The sequence below is a fragment of the Aquimarina macrocephali genome (assembly GCF_051627225.1).
GTDB classification, from domain to species: Bacteria; Bacteroidota; Bacteroidia; order Flavobacteriales; family Flavobacteriaceae; genus Aquimarina; species Aquimarina macrocephali.
This window is the reverse complement of record NZ_CP151795.1, coordinates 5,769,999-5,789,228: the sequence shown is the minus strand read 5'-3', so window position 1 is coordinate 5,789,228 and position 19,230 is coordinate 5,769,999. Positions and strand designations below refer to the sequence as shown.

General features: G+C 31.7%; 15 protein-coding genes and 1 pseudogene. 12 read left to right on the top strand and 4 right to left on the bottom strand.

Translation table 11 applies throughout. The features are described from left to right. Positions 1 to 46: 46 nt before the first annotated feature. A complete protein-coding gene (locus tag AAFU52_RS25430; RefSeq protein WP_024770387.1) occupies positions 47 to 700 on the bottom strand; it encodes a hypothetical protein in 654 nt (217 codons plus the stop codon). A gap of 113 nt (positions 701 to 813) precedes the next feature. On the opposite strand from AAFU52_RS25430, the gene AAFU52_RS25425 reads away from it, so the two are divergent. Then, positions 814 to 2,148, top strand: a complete 1,335-nt coding sequence (locus AAFU52_RS25425) for an aspartate kinase (RefSeq protein WP_438424316.1) — start codon at positions 814 to 816, stop codon at positions 2,146 to 2,148. Positions 2,149 to 2,385: 237 nt separating this feature from the next. Then, positions 2,386 to 3,924, top strand: a complete 1,539-nt coding sequence (locus AAFU52_RS25420; protein ID WP_438424313.1) for a YifB family Mg chelatase-like AAA ATPase — start codon at positions 2,386 to 2,388, stop codon at positions 3,922 to 3,924. A 67-nt stretch (positions 3,925 to 3,991) separates the two neighbouring features. Here the strand turns inward: AAFU52_RS25420 and AAFU52_RS25415 are convergent, their stop codons facing one another. The 3 genes from AAFU52_RS25415 to AAFU52_RS25405 all read right to left on the bottom strand — a co-directional run bounded on the left by AAFU52_RS25415 (position 3,992) and on the right by AAFU52_RS25405 (position 6,745). Then, positions 3,992 to 4,633: a response regulator transcription factor gene (locus AAFU52_RS25415; protein ID WP_024770384.1), complete on the bottom strand. Its 642-nt coding sequence runs from the start codon at positions 4,631 to 4,633 to the stop codon at positions 3,992 to 3,994. Next, positions 4,634 to 5,410 (bottom strand): sensor histidine kinase, encoded by a 777-nt coding sequence (locus tag AAFU52_RS25410; protein WP_438424311.1) that lies wholly within the window; start codon positions 5,408 to 5,410, stop codon positions 4,634 to 4,636. It lies immediately after the preceding gene. Positions 5,411 to 6,052: 642 nt separating this feature from the next. Then, positions 6,053 to 6,745, bottom strand: a complete 693-nt coding sequence (locus tag AAFU52_RS25405) for a hypothetical protein (RefSeq protein ID WP_438424309.1) — start codon at positions 6,743 to 6,745, stop codon at positions 6,053 to 6,055. A gap of 284 nt (positions 6,746 to 7,029) precedes the next feature. Here AAFU52_RS25405 and AAFU52_RS25400 point away from each other — a divergent pair, with 284 nt between their 5' ends. From AAFU52_RS25400 to AAFU52_RS25355, 10 genes and pseudogenes are all read left to right on the top strand, one after another. Then, positions 7,030 to 7,563, top strand: coding sequence for a hypothetical protein (locus AAFU52_RS25400; RefSeq protein WP_024770380.1), 534 nt, complete (start codon positions 7,030 to 7,032; stop codon positions 7,561 to 7,563). Between the two features lie 84 nt (positions 7,564 to 7,647). Continuing rightward, a complete protein-coding gene (locus tag AAFU52_RS25395) occupies positions 7,648 to 8,667 on the top strand; it encodes an RICIN domain-containing protein (protein WP_438424307.1) in 1,020 nt (339 codons plus the stop codon). Between the two features lie 128 nt (positions 8,668 to 8,795). Beyond that, positions 8,796 to 8,885 (top strand): annotated as a pseudogene (locus AAFU52_RS25390) (ATP-binding protein); the annotation flags it as partial. 283 nt (positions 8,886 to 9,168) lie between these two features. Beyond that, positions 9,169 to 10,866, top strand: coding sequence for a helix-turn-helix domain-containing protein (locus tag AAFU52_RS25385; protein ID WP_438424304.1), 1,698 nt, complete (start codon positions 9,169 to 9,171; stop codon positions 10,864 to 10,866). Positions 10,867 to 10,967: 101 nt separating this feature from the next. After that, positions 10,968 to 11,798, top strand: coding sequence for a T9SS type A sorting domain-containing protein (locus AAFU52_RS25380; protein WP_024770377.1), 831 nt, complete (start codon positions 10,968 to 10,970; stop codon positions 11,796 to 11,798). A gap of 645 nt (positions 11,799 to 12,443) precedes the next feature. After that, entirely contained in the window at positions 12,444 to 12,602 is a 159-nt protein-coding gene (locus AAFU52_RS25375; RefSeq protein ID WP_160111943.1) for a hypothetical protein, read from the top strand. A gap of 119 nt (positions 12,603 to 12,721) precedes the next feature. Beyond that, positions 12,722 to 13,330: a hypothetical protein gene (locus AAFU52_RS25370; RefSeq protein ID WP_024770376.1), complete on the top strand. Its 609-nt coding sequence runs from the start codon at positions 12,722 to 12,724 to the stop codon at positions 13,328 to 13,330. Positions 13,331 to 13,787: 457 nt separating this feature from the next. Continuing rightward, positions 13,788 to 16,661 (top strand): M16 family metallopeptidase, encoded by a 2,874-nt coding sequence (locus AAFU52_RS25365; RefSeq protein WP_438424299.1) that lies wholly within the window; start codon positions 13,788 to 13,790, stop codon positions 16,659 to 16,661. Positions 16,662 to 16,878: 217 nt separating this feature from the next. After that, positions 16,879 to 18,012: a DUF2891 domain-containing protein gene (locus AAFU52_RS25360; protein WP_438424297.1), complete on the top strand. Its 1,134-nt coding sequence runs from the start codon at positions 16,879 to 16,881 to the stop codon at positions 18,010 to 18,012. Continuing rightward, positions 18,013 to 19,218 (top strand): Nramp family divalent metal transporter, encoded by a 1,206-nt coding sequence (locus AAFU52_RS25355; RefSeq protein ID WP_438424295.1) that lies wholly within the window; start codon positions 18,013 to 18,015, stop codon positions 19,216 to 19,218. It abuts the gene before it with no gap. The last annotated feature ends 12 nt before the right edge of the window (positions 19,219 to 19,230 follow it).

The following is a 19,230-nucleotide window of genomic DNA, read 5'->3' as shown; positions in this document are numbered from 1 at the left end:
AATATGAAGTTTATTAAAACCCTGCTCAACAGCAGGGTTTTTTTGCTTAAAAAGATTGATCTTCTTTAACTTCATTCATTAATAAAAACGCTTTATTAACATATTCTTTTTCTAAAAATAAAGTGAAATAGTTTGAAGTAGAAATGACTTCAAAAACAGGAATGCCTTCATAAGCTAATAGCTTAAAAATATAAAAATATAAACCAATTACTTTAGAGTTGTCTTCGGGTAACGCAATAGAAATAGAAGACAAATCGTCTGCAACAGAGATACAGACCTCATTTTTGAAATGTTTCTCGACAGTAGATTTAAGTGATGAAGACACTAATATATTACTCTCTTGAAAATTACTAGAGTATGTAAAATAAGCTTTTGTTTCGTTTTTTACACTTTCTAAAAGATTACTCTGGCTGGTTAAAATACTATTGGAGTTTAAAAATGTATACTCGGTTATCCCCGATCGTACCATGATATCACCAAGATTTCTTAGATTATCGATATGCTTTATTTTTCTTGGATGGTAACGCCTTAATGCCATCACAATAGAACCAGGTTTGACAGGTTTTTTCATAATCTTTTCCACTTTAGGTAAAAGATCAACAGCCAGTGAACTAAAATTAATAATATCCCTTGATAGTGCGTCCTCTAGAAAAGGTTGATGCCTTAATATATTGTGTACACAATCTGTAATTGTTTTCATTGTTACATATTTAACATTCTGTGCAAATTTATGTTTTTTCTTTTAAAATATTTATTATTTGTGAGTTATTAATTAACTATGCATTGTTAAAAACAAATGAAAAAGCAAGATTGATGAAAATTTTAAAGTTTGGAGGAACTTCTGTAGGATCTGTTGAAAATCTCAATAAGGTAAAGGAAATTTTAATTTCGGATCAAGAAGATAAAATTGTAGTTTGTTCTGCAATGTCTGGTGTTACAGATCAGTTAATTCGTTTGGTAGAAAATGTGAAATTTAATGATGTTGATGCTATTACGAGAAATTTACATCGATTAGAAAGCAAACATAGCGATGTTATTGATAAACTAGTCGAGGATCAGGAAACAAGAAATGTTCTTAAAGACGGCTTATCTACAATGATTACAGAAATGTTTGAGATTTCTAGTCAAGAATACTCCGAGGCTGTTAATTCTAAGCTTATTACTTTTGGAGAAGCTCTTTTGACGTACATATTCTCGGGGTTTCTAAAGGCAGAAGGTATATCTAATGTTTTATTAGACGCAAAGGAATTTATGTATGTAGGATCTGTTGAAAACCCAAACATAGATAAGGTTAGTAAAAAACTAAATAAAGTAATAGAAAGTAATATCCATACGTCATTATATATTACTCAAGGGTTTGTATGTAGAGACGAGATAGAACAAATTAGTCATTTAAAAAGAGGAGGTAGTGATTATACAGCTACAATTATTGGAGCAGCATTAAACGCTTCAGAAGTACAAATATGGACTGATATTGATGGACTACATAATAATGATCCAAGGTATGTTGATGAAACTCATCCAATCTCACATCTTACGTATAATGAAGCAGCAGAACTAGCATATTTTGGAGCCAAAATCCTTCATCCACAAACCGTTTCTCCTGTTGTAGGTAAAGATATACCAGTACTTCTTAAAAATACATTTGATCCAGAAGCGCCAGGAACCATAATTTCTAATAAAACATATCGAAAAGGATTAAAAGCCATTTCTGCAAAAGATGGGATTACAGCAATTAAGATCAAATCGAATCGAATGTTGATGGCTCATGGATATCTAAGAAGGATTTTTGAAGTCTTTGATAACTATCATACATCAATTGATATGATTACAACTTCAGAGATTGCTATATCATTAACTATTGATGATACAAGTAATTTGGATCAAATCGTAAAAGAAATAGAAACATATGCAGAAATAACTGTAGAACAAGATCATAGTATCATATGTATTGTAGGAGAATCTGTTATCAATGATAAGAATTCATATAGACTTTTCGAAATATTAAATTTTATTCCAGTACGTATGGTATCTTACGGTGGAAGTAATAATAATATATCTATTTTGGTAGATACCAAAGACAAAATACCAACACTAAAGTTTTTAAATAAAAAACTGTTTCAAACTACAGTAGAAGCAGTTGTATGATTGTTTGTTATGTAATTTATACATAAAATAAGTAGGGCATGAGCTTGGTGTATTCTATCATACGTAATATATCTTTATAAAGCGAGGGCCCTACTTTTCAATTCCAACCTTATTAAGTCTAAAGAGAGTAGGTTATTTATCTTTAAAATGTATCCTGAAGTATTTTTGATACAAAATCCCAGTTTCATTTTTTAAAACTCATCGTACTTATGTTTGCATGGATGTAAAACACAACACATGCTTACAAAAGTTTTTGGGAGTGCTGTTTTTGGAGTCGAGGCAACATCCATTACAGTCGAGGTGAATATTGATAAAGGAATAGGATATCACCTTGTAGGGTTACCAGATAATGCAATACGAGAAAGTAGTTATCGTATAGCTGCCGCTTTGCAAAACAATGGATACAAATTACCAGGAAAGAAAATCACGATTAATATGGCTCCTGCAGACTTAAGGAAAGAAGGATCTGCATACGATCTTACCTTAGCCTTAGGGATTCTTGCAGCAAGTTCACAAATCAAAGGAGACACAATTTCAGAATATTTGATTATGGGGGAACTATCTCTGGATGGAAGTTTGCAACCCATTAAAGGAGCATTACCTATTGCAATCAAAGCACGTGAAGAAGGGTTTAGAGGATTTATACTTCCGAAGCAAAATGCTAAAGAAGCTGCTATAGTTGATCATTTAGAAGTATACGGAGTAGAAAATATCAAAGAAGTAATCAACTATTTTGATGAAAAAGGAGAGCTTGAGCAAACCATTGTAGATACCAGAGAAGAATTTTATATGGCCCTGGATAATCCCGAATTTGACTTTGCAGATGTAAAAGGACAGGAAAGTATAAAACGATGTATGGAAATTGCTGCTGCAGGAGGACATAATATCATACTGGTAGGCCCACCGGGAAGTGGTAAAACGATGCTGAGTAAAAGGTTGCCTAGCATTTTACCACCTATGTCATTGCAAGAAGCTCTCGAAACAACAAAAATACATAGTGTAGTTGGGCGCATTAAAGATAATGTAGGATTGATGGCGCAACGCCCGTTTCGTAGTCCGCATCATACTATATCTAATGTAGCATTAGTGGGTGGAGGAAGCTATCCGCAACCTGGAGAAATTTCACTATCTCATAACGGAGTTTTATTCTTAGATGAATTACCAGAATTTAAAAGAGAGGTACTAGAAGTAATGCGCCAGCCTCTTGAGGATAGAGAAGTAACTATTTCCAGAGCAAAATTTACTGTAACCTATCCCTCAAGTTTTATGCTGGTTGCGAGTATGAATCCTAGTCCGGGAGGATATTTTAATGATCCTAATGCACCTGTAACCTCTTCACCGGCAGAGATGCAACGCTACCTTAGTAAAATTTCGGGTCCATTATTAGATAGAATAGATATTCATATAGAAGTTACGCCGGTGCCTTTTGATAAGTTGAGTGAAGAGCGTAGAGGAGAATCCAGTGTGGAAATAAGGAAAAGAGTTATTAAAGCCAGGGATATCCAGACCGAAAGATTTATAGAATTACAGAATATTCATTACAATGCGCAGATGGGAGTAAAGCAAATCAGGGCATACTGTGTTTTAGATAACGCTTCTAAAGAATTGCTAAAAACTGCAATGGAACGATTAAACCTTTCTGCCAGAGCATACGATCGTATTTTAAAAGTATCCCGGACTATTGCAGACTTAGAAGGAGCAGAATCAATTTTGGGAGACCATATTTCTGAAGCAATTCAATATAGAAGCCTGGACCGTGATGGATGGTTAGGGTAAAGTTTTTTAGCATGATAAAACCAACGAAAAGGGTGATCTTTGGAATTTAGCCTGATCATTCTATAAATTACTTTTCATAACCATTTCTTAACGCATAAACAGCAAGCCCTACTCTAGTTTTGAGTTCTAATTTTTCAAATAAACTATCTCTGTAATTTTCTATGGTTCTGGGGCTGCAAAACATCTTTTCTGAAATTTCTCTATAGGTCATTTCTGTAGGTGTATATTTGAGAAACTCTATTTCTCTATCGGATAAGTTGGTTCTTATATCAGCATTTATTGTATTGTCACTGATGGAGGTAAGTATTTTACTGGTAGCCCAGTCTGGAAAAAAATATCCTTTATCAACTAATTCATTTAAAGCTTTTTTTAATTCATTAGGATTAGTATTCTTTAGTAAATATCCTTTTGCTCCATTCTTTATCATTTTGATCAAACTTTGTTCATCATTTTGCATACTTAAAGCCATTACTAGAACTGTTGGATACGTTTCCTTTAGCCATTTTGATGTTTCGAAACCATCCATAATTGGCATACTAATATCTAATAAAGCAATATCTGGAATAGGTTTTGTTTTAATTTTGTCTTGAAAATCTTTCCCATTTTTACACACATACAAAACTTTAAATTGAGTGAAATTGGAAATAAAATCACTTAGTGCATTTGCTATTAAAATATGATCATCAATAATTACAATAGTATATTTCATCTAAATAGGAATTACCACAGTTAATTTTGTACCATTTTTTATATTACTTTCTAAATTAAAAATACCATCAATCATTTCCGTTCTCTTCTTCATATTTTTTATTCCAATACCATTTGTTTTTAAGTTTTCTACATCAAACCCCTTACCATCGTCTTGCAGTTTTAAATGTAATTTACCTTCATTTTCATATAGCGAGATATCTATCTTTTCGCAACTGGCATGTTTTATACTATTTTGGATAAACTCTTGAGAGATTCTTAATAAAATACTTTTTTTACGATAAGAAACAGGTTTAATTTGAGAGTCACTTTTAAAACTAATCTTGCATTTTTTTAAATTACTTATTTTTTTGCATTCATTTTCGATTAATTCAAAGATTGTATTATTCTCAATGGTATCATCAGTTAAAGATTTTGAAAGATGTCTCAAATCCTCTAATGACTCATTTATAATTATATTTATATTTTTTATGCTATCAATGATTTCTGGAGCTTTGCTTTCATAAACTAATTGTTGCAGATATAAACTAGACAAAGTAAGTTTTTGCCCTACATTATCATGTATTTCTCTACCTATAGATTTCATTGTTTGAACCTGTATTTCCATTTGCGTTTTTAAAAGCTCCTTTTTATGTAGTATATCAATAGTTTTGATTTGTTCTATATATGCTTTCTTTTTTCTATGGTATTCACGAATGAAAACCACTATCGCCCCGATAAAGGCAATAAAAATTACATTAAAAATGATTAACATTATTTTAAATGATGTTTCCCCCATATAAAAGAAGCTGTAAATAATAAATATATGACATAATTAGATACTAAAAAATACAGATAATATGCATTCCATATTTCTATATATGGTTCTTTTGAAAGTACATCATAAAAGGCAAAGTATGGATATGTTCCAATATAAAATAATATGACCCCAACATTAATATAAAACATTTTATTTTTAGTGAACTCAAGAATATTATCGTTCTTGATTTGTTTAATAAATTCTAAAACAACAAGAAATGTAAGTAATATTGTGCCTGCGGTTAGATTTATAGAATAAACTAAATTAATTTTTCCGAAATAAAGTTCTATCGGTAAATAGGTCGATAAATAAATAAAGGAAAAAAAATAAAATAATTTTCTGTTATTTAGAGATTTGTAAGCATATAACCAAAAAAGAAAAAGGTATTGAATAGGAATGCCGACGAAAGCATAATATTTTATATTTATACTATCTAATGAATAAGTATTAAGGGTCCAAAAAGATTCCTGAATAAAAATAAAAATTAAATATATCGAAAACCATTTCCAATACGAGTTTCTCAACCTAAATATATATATAAAACCTACTATGGCAGCGAAAAGTTGCAATACCAATAATATTTTGTGCATGATTGGATAATAATTCAACATTTTTTTTTAATTAAAAACCAAAACCTTCTTCTTTTTTTGGAGGAAACAAACCTCCATGATTTCGACCTAATATACTACCCCCACCATTTGGTTTTAATCTAGGCATTAAGTTTAAACCAAAAGTAGGGAACTCTGATGTGGAACCATATTTAATGGTGTCTTGTAATCCATGGTTGTAGGTTATTGTGTCTAATGGATTAAAATCTACATCTATATTATCAATTTTTATTGTTGGTATCATTACTAAAGTATGTTTTATTTCATATTGCATTGTTTCTGGATGATTCATATAACCATTTAAATAACCATGGTATTTAGGTGTATTCTCCCAGGTATCTTTAGATGGATAACTTGCATAATAGATTCGAATTCCTAAATCTTCTTTAGATTTCGAAGAATTATTTTCTATTGTCACGGATTCAATGTGATATATAAATTTTTTTAATGTTTCTAAATCAAACCAAATAGCTCTAGCATCATCTATTTTCAATCCTTCGTTGATTTTAGCTAATTGTCTAGTTTTGTAGCCATTTACCATATCATGAACCAATCCAACAGGTATTTTACTGATTGGATCACTAGTATAATTAAAACAAATAGTTTTGTCAAAAGCTGGATCTACTTTTTGTTTTTTACAACCACTAAAAATTATAAAAGCTACTATTCCTACAAATACTAATAAAGTTACGATTCTTTTTTTCATAATACTTTGTTTTGAGTTACTGAAATTATTTTTAAATGCCTCACAAAGAAACAATTAACTGGTGGTTTCTGATAAGGTGATCTAACTTAAATCCACAGGGTTAAATGACCCAATTAAATTACGCTAACACACTGCCTAGTTTTGGGTTAATGAGTCATCGATTTAAAAAGAAGACTTCACGAAATTTGGAATACAAATTATTAGCAAATATTTATTTCTATGATCTCTAGAGGTTTAGCATAGAGTCAGAAAATTATCAATTGTTTAACTTAATACATAAGAAAATGAATTTGCCAAAGTCTTTTTTTGATCCAGGTACGTTTCAACTTACCACAATAGCAAGAACTTATTTAAAGGATTTTTTACAAAATCAAGAACTGTCTAAGCTCAGAAACCTGGTAGGATATACTCCAGATCCAGATGAGCCTTACCCAATAACATGGCCACGACCCATTGGTTGGAGAAATTATTTTCATGTAAGATCCGGAATTGAAGGTTTGTCAGGTCCCCCATGGCCAGAACCTTGCATAAATTGTTCAAAGTGGTTTAATAATAATCCTGTAGGTTATCCTGTTCCTGATGATATAAACCCTTGGCCTTGGCCACTAGGTCCGCTAGTCAAAGATTTAGTAAATGATAAGATACATGATCTTGTTAGCAAATCTTCAGGAAAGAATGATTCTTATAATTTTATTGATGTAATAAAAAAAGAAAACATTGTAGAAGAAGTTTTAAGTGAATTATGTGAAAACCTTGGGGTTGCTCAAAAAGAAATTTCATTGAAATTGAAAGCTTTAAAAAATTCAGAAAACAAATAAATAAAACTTACGACCAGGATTGTGCGCTGAAATTTCCTAATGAAGTCAAAATTTCAGTGCATGATTTAGGTAAATCACTAAATCATGAAAACACTTTTTTTATTTCAGTTAATAGTACTTGTTCTATTCATAACTAATTTGAACGCTCAATCAGAGGGGAAATATTATATAGAATCAGAATTTGAAAACAAATACCTCGACATTGAATTGCATATGTCAGAAAATGGCACACCACTAAACCTAAGGAATGGCAGTGATGGTGTCACTCAACGGTTTAATTTAGAGGATGCTGGCAATGGATATTTTTATATCAAATCCGACCTTGGGAAATATGTTCATATAGAAAATAATTCTTCCAATTCTGATGCTAAAGTTGTTCTTTGGGAAGGGAAAGGGAATTCTAATACAAAATGGAAATTTAATGATATAGGAGATGGTTACTATTCCATTCAATCTAAAAAAGGAACATACATGATTAACCAATGGGGAAAACGCACAGATGGAACCAAAATAGTTATGTGGAAAAGATACGGTTCTGCATGGAAACTTAAAACTATAGAGAAAGGAGAAAGAATAAATCAATTAATTAGAATAAGCGTCTCTGATATGTCTTTTGAATCCTTTCATAACAGTGACTGCTCGAGGTTACAAGGTTCTCTTATAGTAAAAATCAAGAACATAGATAACTCAGAGTATTATTATCCAACAAAAAATACTTTAGCTCCATCTGTCAATTATGTTGGGGATTACAACTTCAATTTGTTATTGTTTAACGGAACCTTAAACAAGGATTACCATAAAAGAAATATCAACAAACTGAATAATTATGCTCATAATGTTGATTTTATAGTAAACCTTAATGACTATATTTCTGGTAAACTTCAACTTGAATTGTCGAGTAATATTTGGGGTTGTCATAAAACATGTGACTTGTGCTCTGGCTACCATTGTAAGGTAAGATATAATGAAATAAGGTTTATAAGTGGTTATGCAAGAAGGTCGACGACACTAAAAATGAAACCACACTCATCTTCAAATTTCTTTATTAAAGCTCAGGATAGACATCAGATAAAAGGTAAAATATCAATGACTAACCTTAATTAATTTAATAAAATAATATTATCCAAAAATATTATTTATTAATCTTCACAAGAGTAATTCTTTGTCTTTCTCCGTCTAGTTGTAATGACACTGAATTCAGCATATATTTTGATAGATTTTAAATAAAAACAGACTTAGAAGGAGCAGAATCAATTTTGGGAGACCATATTTCTGAAGCAATTCAATATAGAAGCCTGGACCGTGATGGATGGTTAGGGTAATATTAGAAAGCAATAAGAAAATAAGTTTTATTTGTGTTAATTAAGATATGATTTTGGAAATATAAATGTACATTTCTTTAATTATTAAAATTCAATTTGTAACAAAGGGCTGTATAAATAGTCCTACATATAATTGAAGATGATATGAAAATTTAACTCTTTAAAACCAATGACCTTATTTTCACTATCACATTTTTTAAAACTGATTTTGTCAGTTTTTGGTAATTCTACATACTGTAGATATTATCTTATCTTTTATATTCTTATTCTATGCTCTAGCATTGTGATTGGGCAAAACAAAGCAGAAGAAAGAGAGGTGTCTTATTTGATTTCAGAAAAAGAAAAACTGTTTATTACTCAATCTGATTCTATAAGAAAAATAGAAAATTTTATCAAAAACGCATTCTCCAAAGAGAAAGATACTATAAAAGGTTTAGCCTATTGCAAAGTTTTTTTGCAAAGAGGAAAAATACAAGAAGACTATAATATTCAATATTTCTCAAGCTATCAAATTGCATATATAGAATACATGCGTTCTAATCACAGTAACACGATAAAAAATGCTTATATATCTGTTAAAGCTGCAGAAAAAATAAAAGATACCATAAAGATTTTTGGAAGCCACAGTTTGTTAGGAGGTAGTTATTATGTTCTTGGAGCGTATGAAGAATCACTACAATCTTATCTTAGTGCTAAAGAGCTTTCTAAAGGTATACCGAATTTATCATATAAGTTTATAAGTCATACCAATATAGCTAATGTTCGTATGAAATTAAAGCGATACAGAGATGCTATTAATGAATATGATTTAGTGCTTAAAACCTTAGAAAAAGAAACAAAAGATAATTTCATTCAATATAAAAACACCTATCTAAGTTCATTACTAGGAAAAGGCAAATGCCTGGCAGAAATTCATAAGCTTGACGAGGCTTTAAAGGCTAATAATCAAGGTGTTTTGTTTGCAGATAATTATGATTTGCCTATATACAAAAGTTATTTTTATATTAATCTAGGAGATATCTATTATAAAAAAGAAGAATACCATAAGGCGCTAGGGTTCCTTAAACAAGGAAAAGACATTTTTGCAAATAATATAGGGGGGCAACAAACCAATTTGTATATAGCCAATTATTATATAGCAAGATGTTTATATCAACAAAAAAAATATGATGAAACAATTTCTTTATTAAACAAAAATTTTGACTTAATTGGTGATAACATAGAGGCAGATAAAATAGAAAACATGTATAAACTGGCGATCGAAACATCAAAAATGATGGGTGATCAGGAAAAGCAGATATCTTATTATGACAAGCTTCAAAACATTATTCAGGTAAAAAGTGACAAAAGATTAGTGGCCAAAGATTTATTGTATGAAGATGATTTGGAAGATTTCAAAATCGAGAATAATAAACTGGTAAGTGAAAAAACAAAAAGCGTAACAAGTAAGAGAATTATTGTTGCCGTATCTATAGTGTTGATTACAGTGTTATTGTCTGTTTTTCTGATATATCGAAGAAAAACTAAGATAAAAGAACAAAAGTTTCTAAAAGTGATTGAAGATATTAAAGAGAAAAAATCTATAGATCACGAACCAGAAAACCCGGTTCTAGAGGTAAAAATAAAAGATGAGAAATCAGAAAAAATTCTCAAGGAACTTCAAGAATTAGAACATACTCATTTTTATATCTCACAAGACTGTAATTTATATTCAACAGCAAAATTACTTAATACCAATACTACTTACTTATCAAAAGCCTTAAACGAAATAAGAAAGAAATCATTTAACCAATATCTTAATGAGTTAAGAATTAATTATGCGTTGCTAAAACTTAAAGAAGATCGCATGTTTAGATCGTATACTATTAGGGCAGTGGCTAAGGAAACGGGTTATAAAAGTGCGACTACATTTATTAAAGTTTTTAAAGGTAAGACTGGACTAAACCCTGCTTATTATATTAAGAAACTAGAGCTAAACTAGGGGTTTATTGTTTAAATTTATAAATATGAACAATTCGGATTATTAGATAAGCTCAAATATTGATACTTTGTTTTTAATGTATAACTCTTAAAATTTCAATCATGAAAACGAAGTATTTTTTTATTCTTCTTGTCGTATGTATTCCTTATTTTATTAATGCACAAGAAACATTAGTCCCCCAAAATCGTACCGTTGATGTGTCTATATCTGTCACAGATTCCTTTAATGATAAAGGGATAATAGAACAGGTTGTAAAATTAAAAGGGCCAGAAAGATTAGCCTTTGGGCCACATGATATTATAAGGCTAAAGCTTAATTTAGATTATAGCTCTAGTATAAATACTACAAAATATCTTAGATTATCCGTTACCGTAATACCCAGTGACCCATTTGGAGCCAGTGCACCTGTAATTATACCTCCCGTAAAAAACGACCCTATACCGGCTCTATCAATCGTAGAACCAATATTTGATTATCCCTATGTTTTTAATACCCCTCTATTTTTTAAAAAGAAGAACAATACAATTTCATTGCGTTTGATGGAATATGATAATGAAGAAGATTATCATAATGAAGAAGATGGGGTGTGGTTGGATGATATTTTAGAAATTGACGTATTTATAGGCAAAGGTCGTTCTGATCGTATATCAATGAAATCTACTCATCAAAATGCAATTCAATTTTATCCTAATCCTGTTAAAGATCATTTGACTATTGAATATTTTGGTAAGAAGAGCAATGATCATAAAATTCAAATAGATGTATATAATAACAATGGGATAAAATTAAGGAGTAGTACTTTAAAAAGTAAAGGCAGTATAGGATCAAAAGCAATGTATAATTTTGAAACATTAGATCTGGAAAAAGGAATGTATTATTGCCAGATTACCTGCGGAGAAAATAAGTATTATAAAACTCTGATAAAAAACTAAAACAATCTGCTTTTTTGATGAATTCATCTTGAGTAGTGGTTTTAAGCCGAAAAGTTTGGCTTTTGTGACATAATGAAGTTATTTTTTTTCAGCATAGCATTAGCTACGTTGAAAAAAACAGCAAAATTAGGATGCAAAATGTGAATTTTATAGGCAAAAGCATTACTCAAGATGAGTTCGATAAACGAAACCGTCTAACAATACGTCTAGACGGTTTTTGTTGTTGAACTTATTTTAATGTATTCTTATCATACCTATAAACGAGAATTTCTTATTACTAATTAACTATTTTGATTACCCAAACACATAAGAGTTGCCACTCTAATACGATGAGAATAACAATCCTTCAAGAAGTGCCATTTTGTTAAAATCAAGCTATTGATTTTTGGTTGTTCAAATTTATAAATATGAATATTAACCCTTTGTTTTAAAGGGATACACCACCTAATTTTGAGATAAGTGCTTAGCATGTGTTCTACTTCTGGAACTATTTGCAAACAAGATCTAGTATTTTAAAAATTAAAAAAGAAACTGTCTTAAAGATGTAAAAACTTTTTAGGATATAAAAATATTCTTGCAAGGATAGACATAAACTGTGAGTGTCTATAAATGTTCACACAAATACGATTTTTTAAATTAATAGTTATGTTAAAAAACATTGTAAACCTTAATGGTGTAGATCAATTAAAAAGAGACGAACAAGCTTTTATTAAAGGAGGGATAAAAATAGACTGCAATTCTGATGCAGATTGCCCTTTTTTATGGCCGGTATGTAGTAATAATGGTCATTGTATTAGAGGATAATGCATCTTGGATTCGGATGAGACGAATCAATTAATAAGAGGCTAAGTTCTATGTAGTTTAGCCTCTATTTGACACATAAATAATTTCACATAATAAATCATTAAAACAACTTTTATATCATGAAAAAACTAATGTTTAGATCACATTACCTTGTCCTATTTCCTATGATTTTAGGATTGCTTTTGATCTCTTCCTGCGAAAAAGAAGATACAGATAATGAGCCGGTAGAAATAGTGGACACCAAAGAAGTATCAGAAAAATCATTTCCTTTAGATCCTGATTTAAGAGAACCTAATATTCCTAGACCAGGATATAATGCACCTTGTGTAGTTAGGTTATCATACTTGTCTTTTTTAAGAAGATGTCCAGAAAACTCTGGAGTGATGAATTATTGGATTAATATATTGAATTCTCAAGGGTTTGATGATATGACAAAAGGATTTGTAACTTCAAACGAAGCAAGTGTAAAATGGAACTCTCAATATAATAGTTATCTAAGTAGAAATGGTCTTAGTAGTAATCAAGTAGACAAGCTTATTTATATTACGTATAGAGGGATGCTTTTAAGAGAACCAGATGTAACAGGAGGAATGGGCTGGACCAACCTGCTATACGATAAAGGGCTAAAAAAGGTTCTTAACGGAGTAGCCAATTCTCAGGAGTTTCGAAACAGATTGGCCAATATTTCAACAGAATGTACAAATGCAGCAAATCAATGTACATATTAACCCGTGATTTGTTTTAATCAAGGCTTAAGAATCTTCCGTGTAAGTAATTTACCTCGTTTTAGAGTTATACAGTTTTGTTGTTATGTTGAGAAAAATAGCAATATTTCTTTACTACATTGAATCTGTTGATGTATGATTAGAAAATTATATTTCAAAAGTACAAACAAACTCAGATAAACTATAGTAACTTAACTAACTACAATTTTTTAAAAGGAGTAAATACTACTTATCGATAGAAGGGCCTTCCAAGAAAATGGAGGGCCTTTTTATTCAAAACCTTTCAATTTAATCAAGAAATAGATCAGCATAAACAATCTCATTTCCTTACTTCATAAAAGCCCCTTTAAGAGAATTCGCAGGCATAAAATAGATTCCTTTAACTTTATTTTAATAATGCATCCATAGAAATACTCATTGGCAAAGATTATTTTTAACTCCATAAACAAAAAATATAATTATGAAAACTCAGGTTCATAGGGTACTCATTGTAGCAGTATCCTTTTTATTTTTAGGAGTTATTTCTTGCAAGAAGGAAACAAATTCTGAAACACAAACAGAAGAAGTAGGTAAGTTATCTATTGATTTCGAAAAATATGAGTTAGAAAACGGACTTCAGGTGGTATTGCATCAGGATAAGTCTGATCCGATCGTTTCAGTTGCGATCCAGTATGGTGTAGGCTCTAATCGAGAAAAGCCAGGAAGAACAGGGTTCGCACATTTATTCGAACATATGCTGTTTCAGGAATCAGAAAATGTACCTCAGGATCAATTCTTTAAAAAGATTCAGGATGTTGGAGGAACACTTAACGGAGGAACATGGCAGGATGGAACCATATATTATGAGGTAGTTCCTAAAAATGCTATGGAAACCGTATTATGGTTAGAGTCTGATAGAATGGGGTTTCTAATTAATACAGTCACAAAAAGTGCTTTCAAAAACCAACAGGAAGTTGTACAAAATGAAAAAAGACAACGTGTAGATAATAATCCTTATGGGCATACCAATTGGGTAATTGATAAGAATATTTACCCAGAAGGACATCCATATAACTGGCAGGTAATAGGAGAATTAGTGGATCTTCAAAGTGCTACTGTAGAGGATGTAAAAGAGTTTTATGATAAATATTACGGGCCTAATAATGCTACTATAGTACTTGCCGGGGATTTTGAAACAGAACAGGCTAAGGCAATGATCGAGAAGTATTTTGGCGAAATTAAAAAACGTCAACCGGTAGAGAAATTAAAAGTACAGAATGTTACTTTATCTGAAACCAAAAGATTCTCTCACGAAGATAACTTTGCTACTACCGCACAATTAAATATGGTTTGGCCAACAGTAGAACAATATACTAAAGATGCATATGCATTAGACTTCTTAGGACAATTATTATCCGAAGGAAAAAAAGCTCCGTTGTATAAAGTTTTAGTAAAAGAAAAAGAATTAACCTCGGATACCAATGCATGGAATAGATCTATGGAAATAGCAGGTAAATTCAGAGTGAATATTACTGCTAATGATGGAAAAAGTCTGGTCGATATCGAAGCAGGAGTCTTTGAAGCATTTAAAAAATTTGAAGAAGAAGGAATTACTGAAACGGATATCGAACGTATTAAAGCAGGGCTTGAAACACAATTTTATAATGGGATCAGTAGTGTGTTAGGAAAATCATTTCAATTAGCACAATACAATGTATTTGCCGGTGACCCAGGATTTATTACCGAAGATATAGAAAATATTAAGGCAGTTACAAAAGAAGATGTAGTTAGAGTATACAACACATACATTAAAGATAAGCCTTATGTGATCACAAGTTTTGTCCCTAAAGGAAAATTGGATTTGGCAGCAAATGATTCAGAAAAAGCAGCAGTTGTTGAAGAAGAGATAAAAGAAAATGTAGAAGAAGCGGTAGCAGAAACAAAAGAAGAAATACAAAAAACACCTTCGGCTTTTGATCGTTCTGTAGCACCAAAAGAAGGAGAATCTCCAAAACTGAACATTCCTCAATCCTGGAGTACTTCATTATCTAATGGAATGAAAGTATATGGTTTAGAACAAAATGAACTTCCATTGGTTAATTTTAGCCTGATAATTTCTGGAGGACATTTGTTAGATTCATTTGATAAAGTTGGAGTAGCAAACCTAATGACCGATATCATGATGGAAGGTACAGTTACCAAAACTCCAGAGCAACTAGAAGAAGAGATAGAATTGCTGGGAGCTTCTATCAGAATGTATACTACCAGAGAAGCAATTATTATCAGAGGTAATACTTTGGTTCGTAATCTTGACAAAACAATGGATTTGATAGGTGAAATATTGTTAGAACCAAGATGGGATGAAGAAGAATTCGGAAGAATAAAAACGAAGACTATTAATGGGATTAAAAGATCTGCTGCAGATCCTAATACGGTAGCAAGAAATGTATATAATAAACTTCTTTACGGAGAAAAACATATGTTTGCTTACCCTACCAGTGGTACTGTAGCTTCTGTAGAAGCTATTACTATAGATGATTTAAAACAGTTTTATACCAATAATTTTTCTCCTTCAGTAAGTAAGTTTCAAATTGTAGGAGATTTAAATCAGGACAAAGCACTTGCTGCTCTTAAAAACTTAGAAAGTAAGTGGGCTAGTAAAGAAGTAACTATTCCAGAATATGAAGTAGTTAATACTAGAGATAAATCATCGTTATATTTTGTTGATATTCCTAATGCTAAACAATCTGTAATTAATATAGGGTATCTTTCTATGGCACGTACAGATGAGGATTATTTTCCGGCTACGGTTATGAATTATAAACTAGGAGGATCTTTCTCAGGAAATGTAAATCTAATTTTAAGAGAGGAAAAAGGATATACCTACGGTGCACGATCAAGGTTTAGCGGGAGTAAAATACCAGGGACTTTTACAGCATCTTCAAGTGTTCGTACCAATACTACTTTTGAGTCGGTAAAGATTTTTAAAGATGAAATAGAGAAGTATAAAAATGGTATTTCTGAAGAAGATTTAGCATTTACCAAAAATGCCTTAATAAAATCCAATGCTCGTAGATTTGAAACTCAAGGTGCATTATTAGGAATGTTACAGGAAATGGGGAGGTATGATTTTGAATCAGATTATATAGCCAAAGAAGAGAAGGTAATAGAACAAATGACCTTAGAACAGCATAAGGCACTGGCAAATAAATATCTTGATGAAACCAAAATGGCATACCTGTTAATTGGAGATGCAGCTACACAGTTTGAGCAATTTAAAAATGCAGGGTTTGATGAAGTGTTGATGTTAGATAAAGAAGGAAAAGAAGTGAAACTTACCGACGTGAAGATGTAAATCCAAGTTAGAAATGAAAGTAAAGGGATATGATTTAATCATATCCCTTTTTTTATCTCCAGGCGGTAAAAGATACTTCAGCCTGGATTATGCTTTTTAGTGAATGGTTTTGAGAATTTATAAACTATTTCCTGTTCTTATCAACAATCATATACGCATGATTCCGGAAATTGATATTTTTAAGAAAGTAGATATTTTAAACTTATAAATATTGATTATGTACCGAATACTTTTTCTGATTTCAATGCTTGTTTTATTAGGATGTAATAAAAACAATGATACACAAAAACAACCGTCTGAGGATATAAAAACTCAAGAACAACCACAAGAAAATCCGATAGAACAGCCTTTACAGCTCACGTTAGAGCAAGCCAATACATTGATAGAGCTACCATTAGCTTGCTTGCAAGTAGAATACCCTAACAAACTGGGACAAACGTTAGGAGGGAAAGAAAATATTGGAGAACCTCACGTATTGCATCCTACTTTCTATGGTTGTTTTGACTGGCATTCCTCAGTCCATGGGCATTGGTCATTGGTGAAGTTATTAAAAGCATTTCCCGATCTGGAAAAAAAGGAAGAGGCAAAAAATAAATTGCTTCAAAATATGTCTAAGAAGAATATTGAAGAAGAAATCAAATATTTTGAAGGAAAACATAACAAATCATACGAGAGAACATACGGTTGGGCCTGGTTGCTTAAGCTGGCCGAAGAACTACATACCTGGGATGATCCGCTAGCAAGAGAATTAGAACAAAACCTACAGCCTCTAACGGCACTGATCGTGCAACGGTATATTGATTTTCTCCCAAAACTTAAATATCCAATTAGAGTAGGAGAGCATACGAATACTGCCTTTGGATTATCCTTTGCTTGGGACTATGCAAATACCCTGGAGGATCAAAAGCTAAAAGACCTTATCGAAACCAGAGCAAGAGAATTCTATGCCAATGATCAAGATTGTCCCATCGGTTGGGAACCTAGTGGATATGATTTCCTATCTCCTTGTTTTGAAGAAATGGATGTAATGAGAAGAGTCTTAAACAAAGAACAATTTGATAGTTGGGTTTCTACTTTTATGCCTCAACTTAAAGCCAAAAATTTTACCATTAATGTAGGAGAAGTGTCTGATCGTACCGATGGAAAATTGGTTCATTTAGATGGACTTAATTTTAGTAGAGCATGGGTGTTATATGGACTTGCCAAACAGTATAAGGAGTATGCACATCTTTTTTCGGTAGCAAATACACATGTAAACTATTCTTTGCCTAATCTGGTTGGAGATAGCTATGAAGGAGGGCATTGGTTAGGATCATTTGCTATTTATACACTTGATGTTAATACGAAATAAATGAAGAAATTTTTTAATATAGGCCCAGGAACATGGGTGACTGCAGCTTTTATTGGTCCAGGTACAGTAACTGTATGTACATTAGCAGGAGTACAGTTTGGGTTTTCGTTACTATGGGCATTGGTGTTATCTATTGTAGCTTGTGTTATTTTACAGGAAATGGCAGCAAGATTAGGTGTAGTCACCCAAAAGGGATTAAGCGAAGTGCTAAAATCTCAATTTGATAACAAGATTGTAAGAGGAGCTCTTATTACATTAATCTTGTCAGCAATTTTTATTGGAAATGCAGCATACGAAGCTGGTAATATTAGTGGAGGAGTACTTGGATTGTCTACAATCCTAGAATCTTCAATCGAGGGTTCAGAGAAGTATTTAAGTATTGTTATTGGGGTGATTGCCTTTATACTATTATATATAGGTAATTATAAGGTTTTAGAACGAAGTTTAATCGTACTGGTTTTGTTAATGAGTGTAGCTTTTATAGTAACGGCAATAGTTACCAAACCAGATATTTCTATGATCTTTAAAGGGCTTGTTCCTAACTTCTCTAGTGATAATGTACTTACCATTGTTGGGTTGATCGGGACAACAGTAGTGCCTTATAATCTCTTTCTACATGCATCTATTGTTAGTGAAAAGTGGAAATCTACAGAAGACCTGCCAGAAGCAAAAAAGGATACTGTAGTTGCAATAGTACTGGGTGGATTAGTATCAATGGCAATTATCATTGCCGGAGCAGCTATTCAAGAAGCAGAAGTGAATAATGCAGCCGATCTGGCAAAAGGGTTAGAACCGGTTTTTGGTTCAATGGCAAAATATGTACTATCTATTGGGTTATTTGCAGCTGGAATTACCTCTGCGATCACAGCACCTCTTGCAGCAGCTTATGTGGTAAAAGGATGTATGGGTTGGCAAAAAGGACTCAAAAGTAAATCCTTTAGAGCAGTATGGATGTTTATTCTTTTTTTGGGAGTTTTGTTTTCTTCCTTAGGTATAAAATCAATAGTGATCATTCGATTTGCACAGATCGCAAATGGACTCCTTTTACCGGTAATAGCAATCTTCCTTTTGTGGGTAATGAACCAACAAAAAATATTAGGAAAATATACCAATTCATGGAAACAAAACCTGATTGGTTTTTTCATTCTTGTCATTACTTGTTTTTTAGGATTTAGAGGTATTTGGAAAGTAATAGAAAGTATGTAGGAGTTTATAATA